Raw genomic sequence first — 22,900 nt, 5'->3', positions numbered from 1 at the left:
GTGGGGTCGCGTCGCTCCCTAAAAAATGCGGCGTGGTTGGTCGGCTCCGCGACCAAAAGGATGTGCTTTGGAAACGCATGCAATAAACATTGAGTCGCTACGCGACCAGAAAAGATGCATATATACTTTAAATGGTATATTTACGCGACTTTTACGGATAACCGCAGCAGGAACTCATCCATTTCGATTTCCGTTGCGTTGCCGTTCAAATCGCTGACCACTTCCAGCGAAAGTGCCTGAACTTCCTGACAAATGTACTCCCGGTGTGTTTCAATCGCGCTGGCAAGGACTTCGTTCGGACCGTCATTTTGCTCCAGTTCGATCCGAATCTTGTCGGTAACGTCAAAATTCTGGTCTTTCCGCAGATTCTGGATGCGGTTGATGAAATCGCGGGCGATACCTTCCTGACGCAATTCGGGCGTGATCGTTACGTCCAGTGCCACCGTCAAACCGTTTTGGCTGGCGACAATCCAGCCCGGTACATCTTCCGTCCGGATTTCCACATCGGCGATCGTGATCTCCCCAATGGCCAGTTGCATGCTTCCGGCGGCCTCCAGCTTGCGGATGTCGTCTTCGGTCATGGTGTTGATCGTCGTCGCCACGTCTTTCATCATCGGACCAAATTTCGGCCCCAGCGTTTTGAAGTTGGGCTTGATTTTCTTCTTCAGAATACCCGACGCATCGTCGATGAATTCAACGGATTTGACGTTCACTTCCGACTGAATGATCGGCGAAACGTGCTCGATCTGCCGCCGGGTGGTTTCGTTCAGAACCGGAATCAGCACTTTCGTCAGTGGCTGGCGAACCTTGATTTTGTGCCCTTTCCGCAGCGAGTGAACCAGCGAACAAATATCCTGACCCAGTTGCATGGACGTCTCCAGATCGCTGTCGATCAACGCGGTTTCGGCTTTCGGGAATTCCGTCAGGTGAACCGATAATTCGGTTTCTTTGGTCAAATTGCGAAACAGCCAGTCGGCATAGAACGGCGCAATCGGCGACATCAGTTTCGAAACCGTTGTCAGACATTCGTGCAGGGTTTCGTAAGCCGCGCGGGTGTCAGCCCCTAAATCCCCTGAAGGGGACTTGGACGACGAATCAGCAGCGTTTAAGAAATCCCCTTTAGAGGATTTAGGGGCATTCCAGAAGCGTCGGCGCGAAAGCCGGACGTACCAGTTGGAAAGCTGATCGTTGACGAAATCCTGAATCGCCCGCCCGGCTTTGGTCGGGTTATAGTTTTCAAACTGCTGTTCCACTTCCAGCACCAGCGATTGCAGTTTCGACAGAATCCAGCGGTCGAGTTCCGGGCGTTGATCAACGGGAATCGTGCGCACGCCATCGAAGTCGAACTGGTCGAGGTTGGCGTACAGTGCGAAGAACGAATACGTGTTCGAGAGCGTTCCGAAAAACCGGCGCTGCACCTCGGCAATGCCGTCGATGTTGAATTTCAGGTTGTCCCAGGGCTCAGCGTTCGTAATCATGTACCAGCGCGTGGCGTCGGCACCGTAGGTTTCCAGCGTGGTGAATGGGTCGACGGCGTTACCCAGCCGCTTCGACATTTTGTTGCCGTTTTTGTCGAGTACCAAACCGGTCGAAACCACATTTTTGAACGCGACCGACGAATCGTTTTCGCCATCCATTTTGCCGAGCATGGTCGAAATGGCGTGGAGCGTGAAGAACCAGCCGCGCGTCTGATCGACACCCTCGGAGATAAAATCGGCGGGATACGCCTTATTGAAGATATCTTTATTCTCGAACGGATAATGCCACTGAGCGTACGGCATAGCCCCGGAATCGAACCAGACATCGATCAGATCTGGTTCGCGACAATAAATAACATATTGGTCTCCCTTATTTTCCCACTCCTGATGAACTGGATTTATTGCAATTATACAAGCAATACGGTCGATATACGGTCGATGTAAGTCTAAAGTGTCAATAATTTCGCTCACAGGAGTAAGATATTGCATTACTGGTTCCATATCAATTCTTAACCTGGCAAAATCCTGAGGTAATAGTTCTGTTTCACAAAGGCTACGCCATGCAAGTGCATCTATATGGAAAGAATCGACTTGGAACGCAGAAAAATCCTCCGAATAATTCTCTAATGTTCCTAGAGCAATTTCTAATGTTTCATCAAGGAACAGTTGAAGTTTTAATTTAAAATGATCTAACCTTTCTTTCTCAAAGTAATACCAACCTTGTTCTTTAAGATCATCTTTACTTCCAATGCATTTGGGTGCAACGGAATATTTATGTACAGGGTGCTCCGGTAACCAGATGGGTAGGGGCGTTCCCCAGAACCGGCTGCGGCTCAGGTTCCAGTCCACGAGATTTTCTAGCCAGTTGCCAAACCGCCCGGTTCCGGTGCTTTCGGGGTTCCAGTTGATGGTTTTGTTCAGCGCCACCAGTTGGTCTTTCACCGCCGTCGTTTTGATGAACCAGCTATCGAGCGGGTAATACAAAACCGGTTTGTCGGTCCGCCAGCAGTGCGGGTAGGGGTGTTCGTATTTTTCAACGTGGAACGCCTTGCCTTCTTCTTTTAATTTAATGGCAATCAGCACATCCGTCGGTTTGAACTCCGGCGCATCCCGTTCTTCGTCGGAATAATATTGCTCTTTCACGTAGCGGCCACCAAACTCGCCGATTTCTTTCACAAACTGGCCGTGCTTGTCGACGATAGGAACATCTTTCCCGTTCTCGTCCTTCACCATGATCGGTGGAATGCCGTTTTGCTGGGCAACCCGGAAGTCATCCGCACCGAAAGTCGGAGCCGTGTGCACCACGCCCGTACCGTCTTCGGTCGTGACAAAATCCCCCAGAATGACGCGGAAAGCTGGCGTTTCAGGCTGGACGTAGGGGAGCAACTGTTCGTATTCAATACCGGCCAGTTCCGACCCTTTGAATTCGCCTACAACCGTCCACGGAAGCAGTTTTTTGTCCGAAGCCGCATAGCCGTCAAAATCGCCATCCCGGCCTTTTTCGTTGAACCAGCGACCCAGTAACGCTTTCGCCAGCACCACATTGACCGGCTCGTAAGTGTACGGATTGAACGTCTTCACCAGCACATAATCGATGTCTTTGCCAACCGTAAGCGCCGAGTTGGCGGGCAGCGTCCAGGGCGTGGTCGTCCAGGCGAGGATGTAAGTGGCAGGGGGCAGGGGGGTAAGGGCATGGGGTTCTTTTCCCTCTGCCCTCTGCTCTTTGCCCTCTGCCACTTTAAACATCGCCACAATCGTCGTGTCCTTCACGTCCTTGTACGTGCCGGGCATGTTCAGTTCGTGCGACGACAGACCGGTTCCGGCTTTGGGCGAATAGGGCTGAATGGTGTATCCTTTATACAGTAAACCCTTGTCGTAGAGTTGTTTGAGTAGATTCCAGACGGATTCGATATACTCGCTCTGATAGGTCACATACGGATTTTCCAGATCGACCCAGTAACCCATTTTTTCGGTCAGGTCGTTCCAGAGATCCGTGTATTTCATGACGGCTTCCCGGCACTTTTTGTTGTATTCTTCAATACTGATTCCGCCTTCGGATTCGGGTTTGCCGATGTGGTCTTTCGTGATTCCGAGTTCTTTTTCAACCTGCAACTCGATGGGCAAACCGTGGGTATCCCAACCGCCTTTGCGTTTTACCTGAAAACCCTGCAGCGTTTTGTACCGGCAAAAAATATCCTTGATCGCCCGTGCCATGACGTGGTGAATACCCGGTTTTCCGTTGGCCGAGGGCGGTCCTTCATAAAACGTGAATGTAGGTCGGCCCTCGCGGGTTTCGACGGACTGTTCAAAGACGCGATTGGCTTTCCAGAAAGCTAAAACGGCATCGCCAACCTGCGCGTAATTCAGGTTTTTATGTTCTTTGTAACTCACGATAGTCTGGTAGTTGAAATCAAGCGCAAAGATACGGAAAATTGGGCGGAACGCACCGCACTACCGGAAAGTACAACCCGGCTTTCCTTTTTTTGCTTAAGCAAGCAATTTGTGTTCGTCTTATTTGTCTGGTAAATGTGTAATTAGTTGAAAAGTTTTCTATACTTTTACTACTGAGTTGGTATCAAGTTTGCTGTTAGAAGACTGGAAACGAGAGACAAAGATTAAATAAGAGCAGAAGCGAATTAAACCTTTGGTTAAGTGGACAGGATCTGTGGGTAATTCGGTTTTGTTTTATAAATACGGTATGGCATGAACGAACTGGAAAGATCATCAGAAAATGGTGCATTACGGCGTCAACGTAAGCCGATTGATCAGCGCGCCTTATATGATCGATTTGGAGCAATGGCATATGGAATTATTTTACAAATACTTCCACAGAATCAGGCTCATGAAGTTCTTTTAGAAGTTTTTAAATCAGTAAATTTACTTTCTTTTTCAAATCCTGCGGTGAGTCCGGCGATCACAATTATCCGAATGGCCCGCGCCAAAGCATTTGAATACAAAGAAAAAACCGGGCAGGCCCAGCGGGAACAAATCGAACCAATTTCGTCAACTGGCAGTTATTCACCGGAGTCTATTTTTGATTTAACGTTTCGTCAAGGGTATTCATTTGAAGCAATTTCCGAACAATCCGGCATTTCAAAACCGGAAATTTTGAGAGCCATTCGGGATTATTTTCAGATGTTTCACAGATCGTAATTAAGCAGAAAACTTGAACACGCAGCAATACATACAAAGTGGCGTTTTGGAAGCTTATCTGCTGGGATTAGCTTCCGATGATGAGCAACGGGAAGTGTTGGAAATGAAGGTGCTTTATCCCGAAGTATCTTCCGCATTAAACGAGCTTGAAATTGTAATTGAACAGTATTGTTTGGATAGCGCAGTTCCACCGCCACCGGGCACCTGGGAATTGATAGAAGCCCGAACAGTTGGTACCGAAATTAAGAAACGGGAGTCGGTCAATGGTCACGAGAAAACCGCTGAACCTCAACCCGAAAAACCGGATTTTTTAGAAGTTGCCTTTAGCGATACCTACATTCGGGTGCATAAATACTGGCGCATTGCTTTCATTGCCGTATTTATTTTATCCAAAATTTTCCTGATTGCCGGTTTGTATTATTACTTCAAAGCCGACAGCCAGAGTCAGGAAATCGAACGCCTGAAAACCGCTATTCAACAGCAATCCACGCGCTGATTTCCACTAGTAGACAAGCAGACAAAAGAGAAAAGAAGAGAGAATTAGTCATTCATCTATTCTCTCTCTTCTTTTCTCCTACTATAATTTATCGTTCCGAATCGCTTCTTACGGATTCGGCCATTGTCCATTCTGAATGTCAGCCAGTTTCAGTTTGGCCGGATCGAGCACCACGTATTTTATCTTCTTGCGGTGATGCGTGTAAGTAATGTGCACCAAACCGTCTCGAGTTTGAATCACCGCCGGATACGAAAACTCCCCACCGGGTTCATTTTCCAACACCGCAGCCGCCTGCCAGCGTTTGCCATCGGGCGATATGGCCACGTTCAGCGGTGAACGTCCTTTCGGCGTATGGTTATAGACCAGCAACTGCCGACCGTCGCGGAGCGTTACGGCATCCGTTCCGGAGTTCGGATTGGGTAATTCCGTCGGTTTCAACGCCGTCCAGTTGGTTCCGCCGTCGTCCGACCAGGCTTCCAGCACTTGCTTATTCTTACTCCGGCACAGCAGTTGTAACCGCCCGTTGGGATGGAACAATATACTGGGCTGAATGGCGCTGAATTCTTTACCGTCGTTCAGCGCAGCGGTTTTTTGCCAGGTTTTTCCGCCGTCGGTGCTGCTTTCCATGTGCAGCCGCCAGCCGTTGTCTTCGCTGCTCGACGGGCAGAGCAGTTTGCCGGAAGCCAGCAAAACCGGTTTATTCTTGATCGGTCCCGCAATACCGTCGGGTAGCCGCGTGGGTTTTGTCCAGGTTTTGCCGCCGTCGGTCGAACTCATCAGCATGCCCCACCAGGTCGAGGGGCTGGGGCCAACTTTGTAAAACAGCAGCAGCGGGCCTTTGGGCATCTGAAACAACACCGGATTCCAGGTTGGTTGCCGCGGCCCTTCGGCCTGAATCCCGTTGGCCAGTTCGACGGGAGTGGTCCAGCCACTTCCGGTTTTGCGACTGAACCAGATGCCAACGTCAGGATTGCGTTCGGCGGTGCCGCCAAACCAGGCCGCAACCACGCCCTGGGGTGTTTCGGCCAGCGTCGAGGCATGGCAGGATGGAAAGGGAGCTGTTTCGTAAATGAACTCGGATTTAACAATGCCGCTGGCGGTTTGGGCCACAACAAAACCAGGTAACAGGGTGATCAGGAAAACTAGAAATTGGATTTTCATCGAGAAGAATTACGGTTTTAAGCGGGTTAGGAATTTGAATTGATTGTAAAAGGCCGGGCGATTTGACCGAAAAACCGTCACTTCAACCGGTTGCCAAGAAACAGATACGGTTTCAGCAAATGGTTTTTAAACAGCTGTTTTTCCTCGACCGGAAACTGCTGGTAATACGTTTCGTCGGCATCCAGCACAATGGTCTGGCCCGCCCGAACAAAATGACTGCTCGGGAAATAGGCCGCTGGCTGGTAATCCGGTAGCGTTTTCTTCACGATCTTGCCAACGTAGCCACCCAGGGTTTTTTGATACCGCCGTTGGGCCTTGCGACTCGGTTTGTCCAGCTTGTTGAAGACGTAGTTGAGGGCCAGCCGGTTGATGAATTTCTGTTTTTTGATAGCTTTTTTGAGCGTCGTAAACGGGTTGGTCAAATTGAAATCGTCGGTCGTTTGCACCGTCATCGGGAATTCGGGCACCCAATCCGCGGAGTTCACCACGTTGAAGGCCCAGCCGCCCTGGGTCATCACTTCATAATCGTAGGCATACGAAAGGTTACCCGGTTTGGGGGCCGCAATGCAGTAGGTCTTGAACTGCAGATCGGCGGGCAGGCGGTTTCCCAGTAGACTATGCAGGTACGAATTCATCAAAAAGGAAATGGCTCCGCCCTGGCTGTCGCCGGTGATGATGAACTCCTTCGTCCCTTTCTGAATGCAGGAATCCAGTTTGGGAAGAATGTCTTTGGCGAGATAAACCGTACCAATCAGCCAACCGGCGTGCACACCCGCCCGGGGATTTTTAGCCAGTTTATAGGAAACCGTTTCGGTGGAACTCAGTTGAATCTGGCCCGTTGCGGGCACCATCGCGGCATGAAAGTTTTCCACCCAGCCCAGCGGATCGAGGGTCGTTCCCCGAATGCTGATGATACCGACGCCGTCGTCGCGCTGCCAGAGTTCCCACTTGTTGTCCAGGCCGACGGTCGGCGAGCGGTACAATTTCTTGCAGCGCTGGGGCAAATCAATCGTCACGGAGTCGACATGGCCAGCCGCCACCCGCAGCATTTCGATGAATTCGGCTTTTTCAAAACCGAGTTTCAACCGGTTGGTCTGGGCCGATGCGGAACTCGCTGCCAGCCCAAAAAGCAAAATCGGGAAGAGTAAAAGTCGGTTTCTCATCGGGTAACTCGTTTAATGACACCGGAATGGAGTGGTGATTTGCAAGATACAGGACATTCCGAAAGTAGGCGGTTTTCTGTCCAATTTTTTCTGCGCGCTGTGCTGAAAACCGCTTGGTTGTCCGGTAAATGGAAGAGATTTCCTTTGTTGGCGAATTTCCATAAAAAACCGCCGGGCCGTAAAGCAATGTCTCGCTTACGACCCGGCGGTTTTTAGTTAATAACCTCAAATACTCTTATTCAACACCCGCACTTTGACGTGCGACGGATTTTTGTTCGAGAAGTAAACGCGTTGGGTGGTTTTCTGGAAATCAGCCTCTGTCGCGTCGTAGATGTTCATGAACTTGCCTGGATTGCGGTCCACCAGCGGGAACCACGAGCTTTGCACCTGCACCATCAGTTTGTGGCCTTTTTTGAATGTATGGGCCGCATCCTGCATGTCAAACTTCACTTCCGAGACTTCGCCCGGTTTCATCGGTTCCGGCTTCGAGAAGCTGTTCCGGAATTTGGCCCGCATCACTTCGCCCCGCACCAGCAACTGAAAACCGGCCATCTTGGTCGTCGGAATCGGGCTGGTGGCCGTCGTCGTGTCGGGGTACACGTCGATCAGCTTGACGACAAAATCCGCATCCGTTCCGGAGGTCGAGACGAACAGGTTCGCCATGACGTTGCCGGTAATGGTCAGGTCTTCGGTCAGCGGTTCGGACTCGTACACCATCACGTCCGGGCGGGCAGCCGCAAACCGCTGGTCTTCGTACATAAAGTCACTGCCGCGAATGATCTGGACATTATTGGTATACGGAACCGGTTTTTTCGGATCGTTGGTGTATTCATCGAAAACCGGCTCGCTTTCCTTCGGCGGTTCAAACGATAATTTGCCGCTGGTGTGCAGGTAAATATTCCGCTCCTGCGACTCTTTCGGCGGCCACTGGCTGTATTGTTTCCACTCGTTGGCTCCCGTCAAAAAGATCGAAGCATCCGGCAATTGCGGATCGGGGCCGTCTTTCAGGTAGTGATTAAAAAAGGGAAATTCAATCTTTTCCCGGTAATAGGGAGCGGTTTTAGCGCCGAACTTAATGTTACCCAGCGCTTCGCCCGTGCTCCGCGCCCAGCCGCCGTGAATCCACGGACCCATCACCAGCTTGTTGGTCGTCTTTGGATTCTTGCTTTCGATTCCGGCGTACACCTTGAGCGGGCCGTACAAATCCTCCTGATCGAACCAGCCGCCCACGGTCATCACCGCCGGTTTGATGTTCTTCAGGTGCGGAACAACCGCCCGGGCCTGCCAATATTCGTCGTATTTATCGTGCACCATCATCTCCTGCCAGAGTGCGTTTTCGCCTTTGAAATATTTGGCGTTCACCTTCGACAGCGGGCCGACGTTCATGTAAAACATGTACGAATCCGGGGTGCCGTATTCCGTAAAACGCGGGCCAGCTTTCGAGGTTGGAACCGGGCGTGGCTGGCCGTACGACGACAGAAAGGCGAAGGTTCCCATCAGGAAAAACGCGCCGTTGTGGTGTCGGTCGTCGCCCATGTACCAGTCCGTCACCGGCGCCTGGGGCGAAACCGCCTTCAGCGCCGGGTGCGCGTCGATGGCCGTCATGGTCGTGTAAAAACCGGGTGCCGAAATCCCCCAGGTGCCCACGCGGCCGTTATTGTTCGGGATGTTTTTGATCAGCCAGTCGATGGAATCATAGGTATCCGTGCTCTCGTCCACATCGGTTTTCGATTTCTTACTGGCAATATGCGGCCGAACGGCAACGAAACTTCCTTCCGACATCCAGCGACCGCGAACATCCTGATAAACAAAGATATAACCATCGCGGGCAAACAGCATGGATGGCCCGAGCGAGGTCTTATACTTGTCTTCGCCGTACGGGGCAACGCTGTAGGGCGTGCGGTCGAACATAATCGGGTATTTCAGTGACGTGTTCTTCGGCACGTAAATCGACGTAAACAGTTTCACGCCGTCGCGCATCGGCACCATCCGTTCCATCTTGGTGTAATTTTCCAGGATGTACAGCGAATCCGCCTTGTTAGCGGCCAATTGCGCCAGCAGCGGCTGTTCCAACCCCCGCCAGAAGATCAGCAGCAGGATCAGCGACAGTATTTTGAACGTAGTTTTCATAGGATCGATTAACTAGTTGGCTTTTGTAGTCGCACTTTTTGCCGGAGCCATTTTTTTGATATGGGCATCCATGATCTTGAGCAGTTCGCCGTTGGAATACGGCCGCCAGCTATGACCGCCCCGGTCGCCGTACGTCACGGAACCGCCGTAGGCCGGATTGGTCGTTTTGCTCAGAAACTCGTCGACTTTATAAACCCCAAAGTTAAGGAAGAAGTCGTCCATCCGACCAACAATGATGTTCAGTTTGCCCACCAATTTCGGACCCACCGTGGCCCAGTTTTTCTCCAGGTAGTAGTGCAGGTCGTAATGTTCCTTCCAGTAAGCGGCCACGCTGGGATCGATCACCCCGGTTTTTTTATCGAACAGCGGTTTGAAATACCCATCGGCTCCCACCGGCCCGAACACCGAGCTCCAGACGTCGAGTTGTCCGCCCGAGCGGCCTTTGGTGCCATTTACCAGCTCCATCGTGTTCCGTTGCTCCGACGTCAGCCGGGCTTCTCCCGTGGCCGGAATCCGCGTGTTCGTCGTCGGCACTTTATACCATTCGTACTCTTTGTAGAAGGCATTTTTATCCTTGTAAATGTCGATACCTTCCACGTTCCAGAAATCGAGCGGATCGGGCGCAAACGACCAGGTGCCGCCGTAGAAATCCGGGTACCAGACCTGCAACGCGAACGATTCCCAGCCACCGGTTGAGCCGCCGGTCAGCAAACGGGCGTAGCCTTCGCGAATACAACGGAATTTCTTCTCAATTTCCGGAATCAGTTCCTCGTGAATGGCGTCGCCGAACGGGCCGTTGTTGGCCGAGTTGACCGCGTACGAATCGTCAAAATACGGCGACGGGTGTTGCAGCGTTACGGCGATAAACTTGGGAGCATTGTCCGCCGTCCAGTCTTTGTAGAACTCGTTGTTCGGATTTTCGGCAAACCGGAACGGGGGGGCGGTTGAGAAATGACCCTGCTGATAGACCGTCGGATATAGCCGGCCCGGTTCTTCTTCATAGCCTTTCGGTAACAGAATAGTCGCGCCAATGAAAATCGGATGGCCCCAGAATTTCGTCAGTTTTTCGCTCTGGATCTTGATGTGCTTCACCCATTTGGTGTCCGCGGGCACCGAAATCGGCGGAATCACTTTCGACACTTCCAGCTTGACGGTTTCGCTTTTCGCCGGATCGATCGTGATTTTCTGCACCGCACTGTAGACATTGCCCGGTGAGCGGGTCCACTGCTGACCTTCCCACTGGTCCATGTGCATCCAGACCGTGTGCCCGTCCGACCGCTTGAACTCCGTGTATTTGTTCAAAACCGCCTGCACAAAATACTCGCCTTTGGGGACGTCTTTCAGGGCGTTAATGGGATACCCAAGCGTCGTGCCGTCGACGGTGACGGTTTTGCCCGAAGCCAGTTTTTCGAAATCGACACCCCAGAACTGGGTGCCATACCGGCCCACCTGAAGGCGCGGTTCAGTGCTGTCTTTGCGCGAAATGATCAGGAACATCCGGCCCGTGAGGGGCGTCGAACTGATGGACGCGGGGTATGAGATGTCAAACTTGAGTTTCGTTTGGGCAAAACCGGTTAGGGAACTGAGCAACGTCAGCACCACCAGCGCCCACCGAAACGGTGGAGTTGAATGGATTCGTGTCATAGTCATATAGGAAGGAATTGGGTTTGGATTCTTACTGCGGATTTTTGGCGTCCCACTGCACTTCGGCAAACGGCCGGATCAACTGGTCGTACACCTTGTGGTTGGGCTGGTCGTTGGGCAACTGGGCCAGCCGACCATAGCGACGCATATCGAACCAGCGGTGGCCTTCGTAAAACAGCGAATACCGGCGCTGGTTCAGCATTTCGTCGATTAGGCCGTTTTTATCGTTGACAATCGTCGGTTTGGCCGTGGCCAGCTCCTTCAATCCGGCGGCCACCCGCACCTTATTCAGCGCGGTTACGGCCTCGGCCAGTTTCCCGGTCTGGATCATCGCTTCGGCGTACATCAGGATCAGTTCTTCATTCCGGATGATCGAAATCGGCGCGGTGCTGGTGGTGTACAAGGACACATCATAGTCACCAATAATGCCGCTGAGGGCGCGCGATGACGTCCGTTTGGTCACTTTTTTCAGGCGCGTATCGCCCGCTTCGGCTTGCGAAATGAACAGCGCCTGCGCCACAACGGGCGACGCCGTGGTGTTCATCTGCTGGAATTGCGGGTTCACAATGTCGCCCGAGGTGGTCGAATACGTGAAGTTCGGGCCGGTGGTCATTGCGCCGTTCAGGTCAAAAAACGAGTCGTTCAGGAGCGTCAGCAAACCGGTCCAGTCCGATTGGTACATGGCCGTGCGGGCCGCCAGCGCCCGGTTAAATTTCCGGAAGTTGGCTGGGGTGTTAAAACCGGCATAACCGCTCGTCACCGTAAAGCCAAAAGCCGTTCCACCAGCCGCCAGTTGGGTGGCGCCTTCATCGAGCAGCCGCCGGATTTCTTTCAAACCGTCTTCGTACGAAACAAACGGCCCCGGTTTCAGCATGTCGCCCGGGCTGTACAAATCCGTGTATTTGATCCGGATGCCGTTTTTATACTGCATGTTCAGCATAACCAGCATCGTGTAGGCATCCACAGTGTTCACAAAACCCTTAATGCCTTCCTTTTCGGCATCGGTCAGGGCACCCGGCGCGGAGTTTTCGGCCGCAATCCGGAAATACTCCGCCCGGCGACGGGTCTGGGCGAAATCAGCGTAATAGCCGTTGAACAGGGTCGTGGCGCTAAAACCCCCGTTGGTGCTGCCGAGCAACTCGGTCGTCCAGGTCAACTCGGTTGAGGCCAGGTTGTAGATTTCTCGGCCAATCGAACCCGCCACCAGGACGTAGTTGGACCGGCCGTTGCGGATGGCCGACTGAATCCCGATGCCCAGTTGATTAATCTGAATCCGCGAGGCATTGGTCAAAACCGATTCGAGCGGAGGGTTGTTGGGGTCGATGCTGTTTTCGACCTCAAAAAAGCTGCAGGAAGGCAGGGCAAACGCCAGTCCAATGAGCAGAATGGTATGTTTTATAGAAAATTTCATGAGTGAATACGTTGGAAGTTGGTAGCCTTTTTTTGCTCCCGATCTTTTGCCCCCCACCCCCTAAAGGGGGCTTTCCAATCTGGATGTTCAAGCCCCCTTCAGGGGGTTGGGGGCTAAAAGCGGGGGCAAAAAGGCTGAGAACAATAGTTAAAAATCGACCGCCAGGTGGAAGAAAAACCGCTTGCTGTTCGGGAAAGCCGCGTTATCGACGCTGGCACCCACCGACTGGTTACCGAAATTGGAAACCTCCGGATCGTAGCCCTTGTACTGGGTCCAGGTCAACGGGTTCTGCGCTGACGCCCCAACCTTTACGTTGGAAACCACGGTACCAAACGCCTTGCTCAACAGGGTTTTCGGGAGCGAGTAGTACAGCGAAATTTCCCGCAGCCGCACGTAGCTGGCATCCTGAATAAACTCCCGGGCCGTCACGTTCGGGTTGGTTGGCAGCCGCGCCCGGCCGTTCGGCAGTCCCACGTTGCCGTAGAGGTTTTCGACTTTGCTCCAGTCGGTCGTCGTGCCGCCCGTATCTTTCTGCTTGATGGTCAGGTTCGAATTGTAATTACCCTGGCTGGTGTGCAGCAGGAACGACAGATCGAAGTGCTGGAACAGTTTAAACTGGTTCGAGAACGAAATCTGGTAGCGGGGCTGGGCATCTTCGTAGCGAGTCGCCTGGGCCACGCCCTGGGCATCCGGTACGTTCGGGGAGCCAAACCAGCGCGTCGGCGATTCACCCAGCCGCAACTGGTTCCGGCCGTAGATGCTGAAACCGGAGCCGACCGTCGTGTTCGGAATTTCCAGCCGCGTGATTTTGCTGCGGTTGAACCAGTATTGCACCTGAGAGGTCCAGGTAAAGTTCGACATCTCCACCGGAACGATGTTCAGGCCCAACTCAACGCCTTTGTTTTGCAAATCACCGACCGGATACGCATTGAACTGAGTGACACCGGTTCCGGATGCTAAGGTGTACGGATTCAGTAGATTAAATACTTTTTTGTCGTAATAGGTCGCTTCCAGATTAATCCGGTTTTTGAACAAACCGAGGTCGACGCCCCATTCCACTTCCTGGGCGGTTTCGGGCTCAATGGTCGGGTTGCCCACGCTCGTCGGCGTTACTGAACCCAACTGGCCGTCGATGATCGTTGTCCCCAAAGAGGTAAAGATGTTCCCGTAAGCCGGAACCCCCCCGGTGCGACCGAACGCGCCCCGCAGTTTCAACTGGCTGATCGGTTCGTAATCCCAGAAGCCGAATTTAGCTACGTTGACCGCCAGCGACGCCCTTGGAAAACCGTACCACTTCTCGTTGTCGCCGTTCAAACTCGATTTATCGAATCGAATCCCGAGCGTACCGATAATCTTGTCCTGGTAATTGGCTTCCTGCTGGGCCACCAGACCCACATCCTGCCAGGCCTGCCAGGTTTCGCTGAACGTCCGCACGCTACCGGTGTTGGGGTTTTTCTGTTTCGGCAACAAACCGTCGCCCTGAATCCAGCTAAAGTCGTTGTCGGTCGTCAACCGCACCGTTCCCACCTGCGAAGTCAGGTCGATTTTACCGCCCGCCAGTTGCCAGTTGTAAATCAGGAACGCCTGCAAATTGGTGTTGAAACTCCGGTTTTTCGAATACCGCGACGCCCCCGGCGTGGCCCGCGTCAGCTGCGACTGCAAATCTTCCGGGAAATACACTTCCGCTTCCGTGTTGACGTAATCCAAGCCGCCCTGAACCGCCAGTTTCAGCGTGCTGTTGGCTTTTTGCAGGAAGTAAATATTGCTGGTGAACGACTGGATAAACCGGTTGGTGTTTTCGTCGTTGATCGTGCGTTCGGCAATGGCGATCGGGCTGTCGCCGGTGTAGCGCGAGAGCGGATAGACGCCGTTGACCGGGAACAGTTGGGCGTAATTCGGCGTGTATGCCAGTGTATAACCGATCGAAACGCCCCGGTTGTCGTTGCCGCTGAAGCTCCGTTGCGCACCGGTCCGCATGTAATTCGAGCCAATCGAGAAGTCGATCCACTTCGCCAGTTTGTGGTCCACGTTCAGACGGATGGATTTGCGCTGAAAACCGGTGCCTTTCTGAATCCCGGTTTCGTCGTTCAGGCCGGTAGCGAAGTAGAACTTGGTTTTGTCGTTCCCGCCCGAAACGCTTAGCCGCGTGTTGGTGATGTGGCCGGTGTTGCCGTAAATGTATTTTTCGTAATCGTAGATTTTGCCTTCGGCAGTGGCTTTTTGCCAGAGTTCGATCTCGGTTTTGCTACCACTCCCAACCGTTCCGTTCCCGAATACATAGTCAAATTTGTTCTGTCCTTCCGGCCCGATCGGGTCCAGGCTCCAGCCTTCGGAGCCCAACAAGCGGATGGCCGATGAAAAACCGACGTCCTGCCCAAAGCTCACTTTGGTTTTTCCGGCTTTCCCTTTTTTGGTCGTGATGATGATCACCCCGGCATTGGCGCGCGTTCCGTAAATGGCGGCTGCGCTGGGACCTTTCAAGATTTCCATCGACTCAATGTCGGCGGGGTTGATGTCCGAAATCCGGTTGGGGGCCTGGTCCTGGTTGGTACCGGCCCCGCTGAACGAACCCGAACCCGCACCGGTGGCAAACTGGGAGTTGTTGACAAACACGCCATCGACCACATACAGCGGCTCAGAGCTACCGTTGATGGACGAAATGCCGCGCAGTTTGACGGAGATACCACCCCCGGGCGCCCCGCTGTTCTGCACGATGTTGGCCCCGACGATTTTCCCGCTCATGGCCGCATCCAGCGTTACGGGCCGGGTTTTCCCGACCAACTCATCCGCCGTGATCCGGGAAACCGCATTGGCCGCGTTGCTTCGTTTCACGCTCGTTGCCAAACCCGAGATAATCACTTCATCCAGACTCTGGGCGGCCTCCGCCATCGTGATGTTATAGACGTCCGTCGATGCTGATACGGGCGATTCCTGCGTCAGAAAGCCGATGTATGAAAAAACCAGTGTTTTCGTACCGGCCGGAGCGAGCAGCGTATAATTTCCATTTGCGTCCGAAACGCTGCCTTTCGACGATCCTTTCGCGACCACGTTTACGCCCGGCAAGGGTGAGCCATCGGCGGCACTAGAGATTTTTCCGGATAATGTTCGGTCCTGAGCCCAGGCTTTCCCGACTCCGCCGACTACGATCCAGACGAGCAGCAATGCATAGATTTGCTTCATCATTTGTTAGTTTGGGTTGTATAAAAATTGAGAAATTCACTCTGAATGGGTGGAGGTAAAGGCAATACAAAACCGTTGCTCCCGGATGGCCGGGAGACACCTTAATCGTTCAGTGAGGGGAGGTCTGAATGGGCAAATCTAACGTTTGCCAGAGACGGTATGCGCCTGTAGGTTTTGTTGGTACTCGGTCAGGTAACTGACGATGCAATTATAGGTACTTATTCTTAAAGTGCAAATTATATTTTGACAATATTGGAATTGTCAAAATAATAGGTAAATTAATTCTGGTTTTATGAAATAAATATTGGTATAAATTTTATCTTTTATATAATATTTTGTATAATAATCGATGCTTGGTACAAAATGCCGCCATTAAGTAATTATTCGATTAATCGTATTACAAAATTCTTTATAGAGTTCTTTTTTACTACTTTAATCAGCTTTCCCTTTTCATAAAAATACTCGTCTTCCCGGTCGTCGATCCGGACGCGGTAGCTCCCTTTTTTTGTGCGCTCAATGGTGGCATAATTGCCAAAATATTCCGCAAAAACGCGGGTACGCCCAACGGGTTCTTCGTAGTAAAGCCGCATCGCGGTGAACTCGATCGGCTGCCATTCAGTAGCTTTTCGTTCGTATTTATATTGCCGGACGTTGATGTCATAATGATCTTTCTGCCAGACAATGGCCGACTGATAATTTCCATGGTTCGACACCGCGTCGATGTTGGACTGGAGAAGTTGCCGGTTGGTGGGGTCGAAGCGGGATACGGTTTTATAGTAGATTTTTACTTTCCCAAAAAACCAGAATTCGACGTCGCTGACCTGATCGTATACCACCGAGTTCGGGCTGGTGATTTGCGCGACGGTCATCGTTCCCATACGAAAACCGGCTACTTCGATGTTGTATTTTTGCGTGACCGTCTGGCAGAAAGCGGGTACACAGGTAAAGACTGAAAAGGCAATAAGGAGAAATCCGTGTCGCACGCTGAAATCTGTTTTTGTTACTTTTGAATGATCACTATTTCACCTGACTTGTTATGTCCCGAATGGTCTGGTTCTGGCTGGGTTTGTTCCTGTCGCTGACCGGTTTTGGCCAGCCGGTCAATACATATTCGATTATTCCCAAACCCGCCGGACTGGAAGCCCGCGAGGGCCGGTTTACGTTTACCGCTTCGACCCTTGTGCGGATTCCTGCGGGGCAGCCGGAACTTCAAACGATTGCCGAAAACTTTGTTCGTCAACTCAACTCCGCCAGCGGTTTTGCGATCCGGATTCAGGCCGGTTCCGAAACCCAGTCTGCGGGAAATATGCTCTCGTTTGTGTCCGTCAATGACGCGGCTCTGGGTTCGGAAGGCTACCGGATCGATTGCCGATCGAACGCCATAACCGTTGAAGCCGCCAAACCAGCCGGTTTTTTTTACGCGGTTCAGTCTCTTTATCAATTGCTGCCGCCCGAAATTTTCGGTTCGAAACCGGCCGTTTCGTCCGTTAACTGGTCCGTTCCGGCCTGCCGGATTGAAGACCGGCCGCGTTTGAATTACCGGGGTTTGCACCTCGATGTGGCCCGGCATTTCTTCCCGGTTTCGTTCATTAAAAAATACATTGACCTGCTGGCCCTTCACAAATTCAACACCTTCCACTGGCACCTGACCGATGACCAGGGCTGGCGAATTGAGATTAAAAAATACCCCAAACTGACGCAGGTCGGCGGTTGGCGCAAGGAAACGCTGATCGGCCATTATTACGAATCAGATCCGCAACAGTTTGATGGTCAGCCTTATGGCGGTTTTTATACGCAGGATGAAGTGCGTGAGGTGGTGCGGTATGCGAAATCCAAATATGTAACTATTATTCCTGAAATAGAAACACCTGGCCATGCGCTGGCGATTTTAGCGGCTTATCCGGAATTCGGTTGTTCGGCCGGGCCGTACGAAACCGCGACGAAATGGGGGATTTTCAGCGATATTTTATGTCCTTACGAAAAGACGTTTACGTTTTTGCAGGACGTGCTGACGGAAGTAATGGACTTGTTTCCCGGTCCGTACATTCACATTGGCGGGGATGAATGTCCGAAAACCGCCTGGAAAAACAGCGCATTCTGTCAGCAGTTGATGAAGCAGTTAAAGTTGAAAAACGAAAACCAACTGCAACGCTATTTTACGGCCCGCATCGATCGCTGGGTCAATTCGAAAGGGCGGAAAATCATTGGCTGGGACGAAATCATGGACGGAGAAAGTCCGGTGGCCCGCGTATCGGCCAGGGCAGTGGTGATGAGCTGGCGCGGGACCGAAGGCGGTTTGAAAGCCGCCCGGCAGGGGCACGATGTGATTATGACCCCCGAAAATTTCGTGTACCTCGATCATTATCAAGCCGATCGGTCGCAGGAACCGCTGGCGTTCGGGCGGTTTACTCCCCTGGAAGAAACCTATTCGTACGATCCCGTTCCGGCAGATTTACCAGCCAGCGTTCAACAACACATTCTCGGTGTTCAGGCCAGCGTCTGGACGGAATACCTGGCAACGCCCGGGCAGGTGGAGTACATGGTCTGGCCCCGGGCAGCCGCCGTTGCGGAACTGGCCTGGACGCCTTCCGGGCGGAAAAACTGGCCGGATTTTACGCATCGACTGCCGGTTTTGTTCCGGCGGCTCGACAATCTCGGCGTCGGGTATTCCCGGGCGTATTACGACGTGCTGGCCGAACAGACGCCCCTGACGGACGGTAGTTTGCAGGTACGCCTTGAAGCGAACGAAAAAACCGCCGAGATCCGGTTTTCGACGGATGGTTCGGAACCTACCGCTCAGTCCGAGCGCTACGTTCAACCGATTCGATTGACAAAACCGGCTGCTGTGAAAGCCGTTACGGTTCAAAACGGTCGGGTTATTGGCGAGGTACAATCGTGGAATTTTGCGGTTTCGAAGGCAACCGGAAAAACCCTTCAATTGGCAACGGCGGCCACCAAACCCCGAACTATCGACGCTTCGGTGTTGATCGACGGACGCTACGGCAGCACGATTGGCTACCTGGAAGAAATGCAGAACGTTGCCGGGGTAAAAACCACCGACCTGAATGCGACCATCGATCTGGCGGAATCGCAGGTGATTCAACTGGTTACGATCGGACTGGTGAAGGCAACGGCGGGAAATATCCTGCTTCCGAAGGCGGTTGAGGTGGCGGTTTCGGAAGATGGAAAAACGTTTCGTTCGGTTAAAACCGTACCGATGGACCCGACGGAGCGCGGAAAAAAGGCAATCATCCGCCAGACGCTCACCTTTGAACCGGTTTCGTGTCGCTATGTGCGGATAATTGCCCGAAATGTGGGAAAAGTACCAGCCGGAATGCCCAAAGCCGGTCAGGATGCCTGGGTGATGGCCGACGAAATTACGGTCGAATAAACCCGGTTTTATTTGGACGCCAGGGCTTCTTTTTCCTTGTTGGCAATGTCGTTCTTGATTTTCGGTACGGTTTTGAGGTACTCGAAAATGGCTCCGGCTTCGTAATCCGTCAGTTGATGCGGAAACATGGGCCCGCGAATCAGACCGCCATCCGGCCGTACGCAGGCTTTTACGGCTTGAATAAACTGCGGTTTTGTGTATTTTTTGGCAATACCGGTTTCCTCGTCAAAGGTCAGGTTCGCCGTAAAAATGGGTTTGCCATCGGCGGTTTTCATTTCGTTGCCACCTCCATAGTAGCCTTCCGACAATTCCGGGTGCAGCGGGTCCTGTTTGGTGAAATCGGCGGAATGGCAGGCGTAACAGGTTCCCAGACCGTCGGCAACGTAGCGCCCAAAGGCCAGTTCATCCGTGCTGTCGGGTATCAGAATGGCTTTTTCCGGAAACGGCAGCGGTTTGATCACCGTATTCGCCAGCAATTTGGCGAACAGCGAAAACTCGGATTTGGGCGCTTCTTTCGCCACCGGTTGAACCGGTGCTTCGTTCGATTTCAGCCACACGATCACGGATTGCACATCTTCGTCGGCCATGGTCGCGAATTTGGGCATGATGGGCGCAAAGGTGCCGTTTTTCCGCAAACCGGTTCGCAGGAAATAATACAGTTCGCCATCGGTCCAACTGCCGATTCCGACGGTTTTGTCCTGCGTAATATTCATGGAATACAGCGTACCGAACAGACTCGGAAGGTCGCTTAAATGTCGGCCGGTCAACTGCTTGTTTTCGTCGGCGTGGCAGGCAATGCAGTGCATCTGGGCAATTTTCGCCCCTCGTGCCAGTCGCGCCGGTGTGGCCTCGATTTTGAGATCCTGAACCACCGGCGGATCGTAATCGGGAACACCCCGAACGGCGGCAAAACTGACAAAGCCGAGGATGGCTACAACCACAAAACCGACGATGATCAGGAAGATGCGCAGGACTTTTTTCATACGGAGTAAGTAAGTGTGTTCATTCGTGTTTATGAGCACAAAATAAAGGAGTTACGGCTGCCGGCATACTGTCGGAAGACGTCAAAAAAGCGTCATTTCCCGACAGAAACCAGCCATACACTCAATGCCGGTTCGTAACGGTTTTCCCGCGCTCTGATCGGTTACCCAAAACTTGTTTTTCGGCCCGGTTTTACCAAATCGCCGAAATTTTCTTTATCTTCCGCTTCCATCCGTTCCTAGCTAAACCCATTTATGACTGACCCCGTAAACCCCGTAGTTGAAGAAAAAACTGAACTAAAGCGCTCGCTGGGTTTTATCGACGCAACCCTGCTGGTATCCGGTTCCATGATTGGTTCCGGAATTTTTATTGTCAGTGCTGACATGTCACGAAACGTGGGATCGGCGGGCTGGCTGATTTTTCTCTGGGTTCTGACGGGCGTTATTACGGTTACGGCGGCCCTGAGCTACGGCGAGCTGGCGGGCATGATGCCCAAAGCGGGCGGTCAGTTTGTGTACATTCAGCGCGCTTATGGTTCACTGCTGGGGTTCGTATACGGCTGGACGGTTTTTGCGGTGATTCAAACCGGAACGATTGCGGCCGTTGCCGTGGCTTTTACCAAGTTCACGGCGGTTTTTGTACCCGCTTTAAACCCCGAAAATATTCTGTTCAGCGTTGGGTCGTTTCCGGTCAAGGCGTCGGCGCTGTTTGCCATTGGTAGTATTGTCCTGCTGACCTGGATCAACAGCCAGGGCATTCAAAGCGGGAAACTGATTCAGAACGTGTTTACCTCGGCCAAACTGCTGGCGCTGCTGGGCCTGATCGTGATTGGCATTGGCTTCGGATCGAATACCGGAACACTCTCGGCGAATTTCCAGAATGCCTGGACCGCTACTCAAACCGCAGCCGACGGCTCAGTCATACCAATCAGCGGCATGGCTTTGCTGCTGGCGTTAGGGGTGGCTATGATCGGTTCCCTGTTCTCCGCCGATTCGTGGAACAACGTGACCTTTATTGCCGGTGAAATCCGGGATCCGCGCCGGAACATTCCGCTGAGTCTGTTTGTCGGAACGCTGCTGGTTACGACGATTTATACGTTGGCCAATATCGCTTACCTCTCGCTGCTGCCGCTGCAAGGTTCGGCAACGGCCACGGATGTGGTGGGCCGGGGTATTCAGTTTGCTTCGTACGACCGCGTGGCGACGGCTTCGGTTTCGCTTATTTTTGGCGATGTGGCCGTCGCGATCATGGCGGGTTTAATCATGGTTTCCACATTTGGCTGCAACAACGGACTGATCCTGTCGGGCGCCCGGCTGTATTACGCGATGGCCAAAGAAGGCTTATTTCTAAAAACCGCTGCGAACTTAAACCGGAATTCCGTGCCGGGTATTGCGCTCTGGTTACAATGCGTCTGGGCTTCCGTTCTCTGTTTATCAGGGACCTACGGCGATTTGCTGGATTATTGCACTTTTACTTCGCTCGTGTTTTATACCGTCACCATTGGCGGGCTTTTTCTACTTCGGCGCAAAGAACCCAATGCCGAGCGGCCCTACAAAGCGTTTGGCTATCCGCTGATTCCCGCCATTTACATGGTGGTCGCGGTCATCATCTGCCTGATTCTGCTGAAGGAAAAAACCTTCAATACCGGTATGGGTTTACTGATCGCCGGATTGGGCATCCCCATCTATTTTATGACCTCGCGGGGGCGGAAATAATGCAGCGGTTTGGAGGGTCTATTTTGCAATTCCCGCTGGTATTTGCGCAATACACGCTTCAGAAAAAACAATTCGGTCGGTATTCCTTTCAGAAATTGAAAGAAATACGATTACTTGCTACCGTTTCCTGAAAAGATGTTCTGATGAATGTATTGATAGTTGAAGATGAAGACCTGGCCGTGCGGAAGTTGCGGAAATTGGTGCAGGAGGTGGATCCTTCGCTCGAGGTGGCGGGCGTGACGGCCAGTATTGAAGATACCGTTGACTGGCTCAAAACGAACGCGTCGCCCGATCTGATTTTTATGGATATTGAACTGGCCGATGGGCAGAGTTTCGAAATCTTCGAGCAGGTTGAGGTGAATAGCACGGTTATTTTTACGACCTCCTACGACGAATACGCGCTCCAGGCGTTTAAGGTAAACAGCATCGATTACCTGCTGAAACCGATCCAAAAGGATGATTTACAGCGCAGTCTGAAGAAATTCCGGGATCTGAATATTCGGCGGACCGAGACCAATGAGTCCACGAACCAGGCTATTAATCTGGATAAACTCCTGCGCGAGCTGCAACTGCAACAACCGAAGGAATACCGTCGGCGGTTTCTGGTGCGGCTGGGCCAGCGGCTGCTGTCGGTCGAAGTGCAGGACATTGCTTTTTTCTTCACCGACGAGCGGTTTAGTTTTTTCAAAACCTGGAATAACCAGAAATACCTGATCGATTATACGCTCGACGAACTCGAAGACGCGCTGGATCCGGGTATGTTTTTCCGCATCAACCGGGGCGTCATCGTTACGCACGGCACGGTTGAGCAAATTCAGCCGTACTTCGGCAACCGCCTGTCACTGACTCTGAAACCGGTTTTTGAAAAGGAAGCCATCGTGAGCCGCGAAAAGGTCAGCGATTTCAAGATCTGGATGGGCAAATAAGTAAACCGGGCGGTTTTTTCAAAAACCTTGCTACGGAAGTGGTCGTTTACTACCCAAACGATCACTCATCC

14 protein-coding genes are annotated in these 22,900 nt (G+C 52.4%); 5 read left to right on the top strand and 9 right to left on the bottom strand.

Going from position 1 to position 22,900, the window contains the following annotated elements; genetic code table 11:
- Nucleotides 1–140: 140 nt before the first annotated feature.
- Entirely contained in the window at nt 141–3,869 is a 3,729-nt protein-coding gene (locus GJJ30_RS00445) for an isoleucine--tRNA ligase (protein ID WP_170299081.1), read from the bottom strand.
- A gap of 312 nt (nt 3,870–4,181) precedes the next feature.
- Here GJJ30_RS00445 and GJJ30_RS00440 point away from each other — a divergent pair, with 312 nt between their 5' ends.
- Entirely contained in the window at nt 4,182–4,631 is a 450-nt protein-coding gene (locus GJJ30_RS00440) for a hypothetical protein (RefSeq protein WP_154172016.1), read from the top strand.
- 13 nt (nt 4,632–4,644) lie between these two features.
- Entirely contained in the window at nt 4,645–5,127 is a 483-nt protein-coding gene (locus GJJ30_RS00435; RefSeq protein ID WP_154172014.1) for a hypothetical protein, read from the top strand.
- A 108-nt stretch (nt 5,128–5,235) separates the two neighbouring features.
- On the opposite strand, the gene GJJ30_RS00430 is transcribed toward GJJ30_RS00435, so the two are convergent.
- The 7 genes from GJJ30_RS00430 to GJJ30_RS00400 form a co-directional block, all read right to left on the bottom strand.
- Nucleotides 5,236–6,288: a sialidase family protein gene (locus GJJ30_RS00430; protein ID WP_154172012.1), complete on the bottom strand. Its 1,053-nt coding sequence runs from the start codon at nt 6,286–6,288 to the stop codon at nt 5,236–5,238.
- A 77-nt stretch (nt 6,289–6,365) separates the two neighbouring features.
- Nucleotides 6,366–7,451, bottom strand: a complete 1,086-nt coding sequence (locus GJJ30_RS00425) for a lipase family protein (RefSeq protein WP_154172010.1) — start codon at nt 7,449–7,451, stop codon at nt 6,366–6,368.
- Nucleotides 7,452–7,676: 225 nt separating this feature from the next.
- Nucleotides 7,677–9,581 carry a CocE/NonD family hydrolase gene (locus GJJ30_RS00420; RefSeq protein ID WP_154172008.1) on the bottom strand — a complete coding sequence of 635 codons (1,905 nt, stop codon included), beginning with the start codon at nt 9,579–9,581 and terminating at the stop codon, nt 7,677–7,679.
- Between the two features lie 12 nt (nt 9,582–9,593).
- A complete protein-coding gene (locus tag GJJ30_RS00415; RefSeq protein ID WP_170299080.1) occupies nt 9,594–11,225 on the bottom strand; it encodes an alpha/beta hydrolase-fold protein in 1,632 nt (543 codons plus the stop codon).
- A gap of 31 nt (nt 11,226–11,256) precedes the next feature.
- Entirely contained in the window at nt 11,257–12,636 is a 1,380-nt protein-coding gene (locus GJJ30_RS00410) for a RagB/SusD family nutrient uptake outer membrane protein (RefSeq protein WP_154172004.1), read from the bottom strand.
- Between the two features lie 147 nt (nt 12,637–12,783).
- Complete coding sequence (locus GJJ30_RS00405; RefSeq protein WP_154172002.1) at nt 12,784–15,819, bottom strand: SusC/RagA family TonB-linked outer membrane protein; 3,036 nt, start codon at nt 15,817–15,819, stop codon at nt 12,784–12,786.
- A gap of 377 nt (nt 15,820–16,196) precedes the next feature.
- Nucleotides 16,197–16,799 (bottom strand): DUF6134 family protein, encoded by a 603-nt coding sequence (locus tag GJJ30_RS00400; RefSeq protein ID WP_205880514.1) that lies wholly within the window; start codon nt 16,797–16,799, stop codon nt 16,197–16,199.
- Between the two features lie 53 nt (nt 16,800–16,852).
- Between GJJ30_RS00400 and GJJ30_RS00395 the strand changes: the two genes are divergently transcribed.
- Nucleotides 16,853–19,207: a beta-N-acetylhexosaminidase gene (locus GJJ30_RS00395; protein ID WP_154172000.1), complete on the top strand. Its 2,355-nt coding sequence runs from the start codon at nt 16,853–16,855 to the stop codon at nt 19,205–19,207.
- A gap of 8 nt (nt 19,208–19,215) precedes the next feature.
- On the opposite strand, the gene GJJ30_RS00390 is transcribed toward GJJ30_RS00395, so the two are convergent.
- The gene (locus tag GJJ30_RS00390) at nt 19,216–20,190 is read right to left on the bottom strand and encodes a c-type cytochrome (protein ID WP_154171998.1); all 975 of its coding nucleotides are present in this window, start codon (nt 20,188–20,190) and stop codon (nt 19,216–19,218) included.
- A 252-nt stretch (nt 20,191–20,442) separates the two neighbouring features.
- Here GJJ30_RS00390 and GJJ30_RS00385 point away from each other — a divergent pair, with 252 nt between their 5' ends.
- Entirely contained in the window at nt 20,443–21,903 is a 1,461-nt protein-coding gene (locus tag GJJ30_RS00385) for an APC family permease (protein ID WP_154171996.1), read from the top strand.
- A gap of 143 nt (nt 21,904–22,046) precedes the next feature.
- Nucleotides 22,047–22,829, top strand: coding sequence for a LytR/AlgR family response regulator transcription factor (locus GJJ30_RS00380; protein ID WP_154171994.1), 783 nt, complete (start codon nt 22,047–22,049; stop codon nt 22,827–22,829).
- Nucleotides 22,830–22,900 lie beyond the last annotated feature (71 nt).

Origin of the sequence: Larkinella terrae (genome assembly GCF_009668025.1) — a bacterium.
Classification (GTDB): domain Bacteria; phylum Bacteroidota; class Bacteroidia; order Cytophagales; family Spirosomataceae; genus Larkinella; species Larkinella terrae.
Note: the sequence above shows the minus strand (reverse complement) of the source record. Positions and strands in the feature narration are given on the sequence as shown.

Coding starts and splice junctions, on each gene's coding strand:
- GJJ30_RS00405 (WP_154172002.1), bottom strand. CDS start 15,819: ATGATGAAGCAAATCTATGCATTGCTGCTCGTCTGGATCGTAGTCGGC.
- GJJ30_RS00430 (WP_154172012.1), bottom strand. CDS start 6,288: ATGAAAATCCAATTTCTAGTTTTCCTGATCACCCTGTTACCTGGTTTT.
- GJJ30_RS00380 (WP_154171994.1), top strand. CDS start 22,047: ATGAATGTATTGATAGTTGAAGATGAAGACCTGGCCGTGCGGAAGTTG.
- GJJ30_RS00440 (WP_154172016.1), top strand. CDS start 4,182: ATGAACGAACTGGAAAGATCATCAGAAAATGGTGCATTACGGCGTCAA.
- GJJ30_RS00415 (WP_170299080.1), bottom strand. CDS start 11,225: ATGACACGAATCCATTCAACTCCACCGTTTCGGTGGGCGCTGGTGGTG.
- GJJ30_RS00390 (WP_154171998.1), bottom strand. CDS start 20,190: ATGAAAAAAGTCCTGCGCATCTTCCTGATCATCGTCGGTTTTGTGGTT.
- GJJ30_RS00395 (WP_154172000.1), top strand. CDS start 16,853: ATGTCCCGAATGGTCTGGTTCTGGCTGGGTTTGTTCCTGTCGCTGACC.
- GJJ30_RS00410 (WP_154172004.1), bottom strand. CDS start 12,636: ATGAAATTTTCTATAAAACATACCATTCTGCTCATTGGACTGGCGTTT.
- GJJ30_RS00420 (WP_154172008.1), bottom strand. CDS start 9,581: ATGAAAACTACGTTCAAAATACTGTCGCTGATCCTGCTGCTGATCTTC.
- GJJ30_RS00385 (WP_154171996.1), top strand. CDS start 20,443: ATGACTGACCCCGTAAACCCCGTAGTTGAAGAAAAAACTGAACTAAAG.
- GJJ30_RS00425 (WP_154172010.1), bottom strand. CDS start 7,451: ATGAGAAACCGACTTTTACTCTTCCCGATTTTGCTTTTTGGGCTGGCA.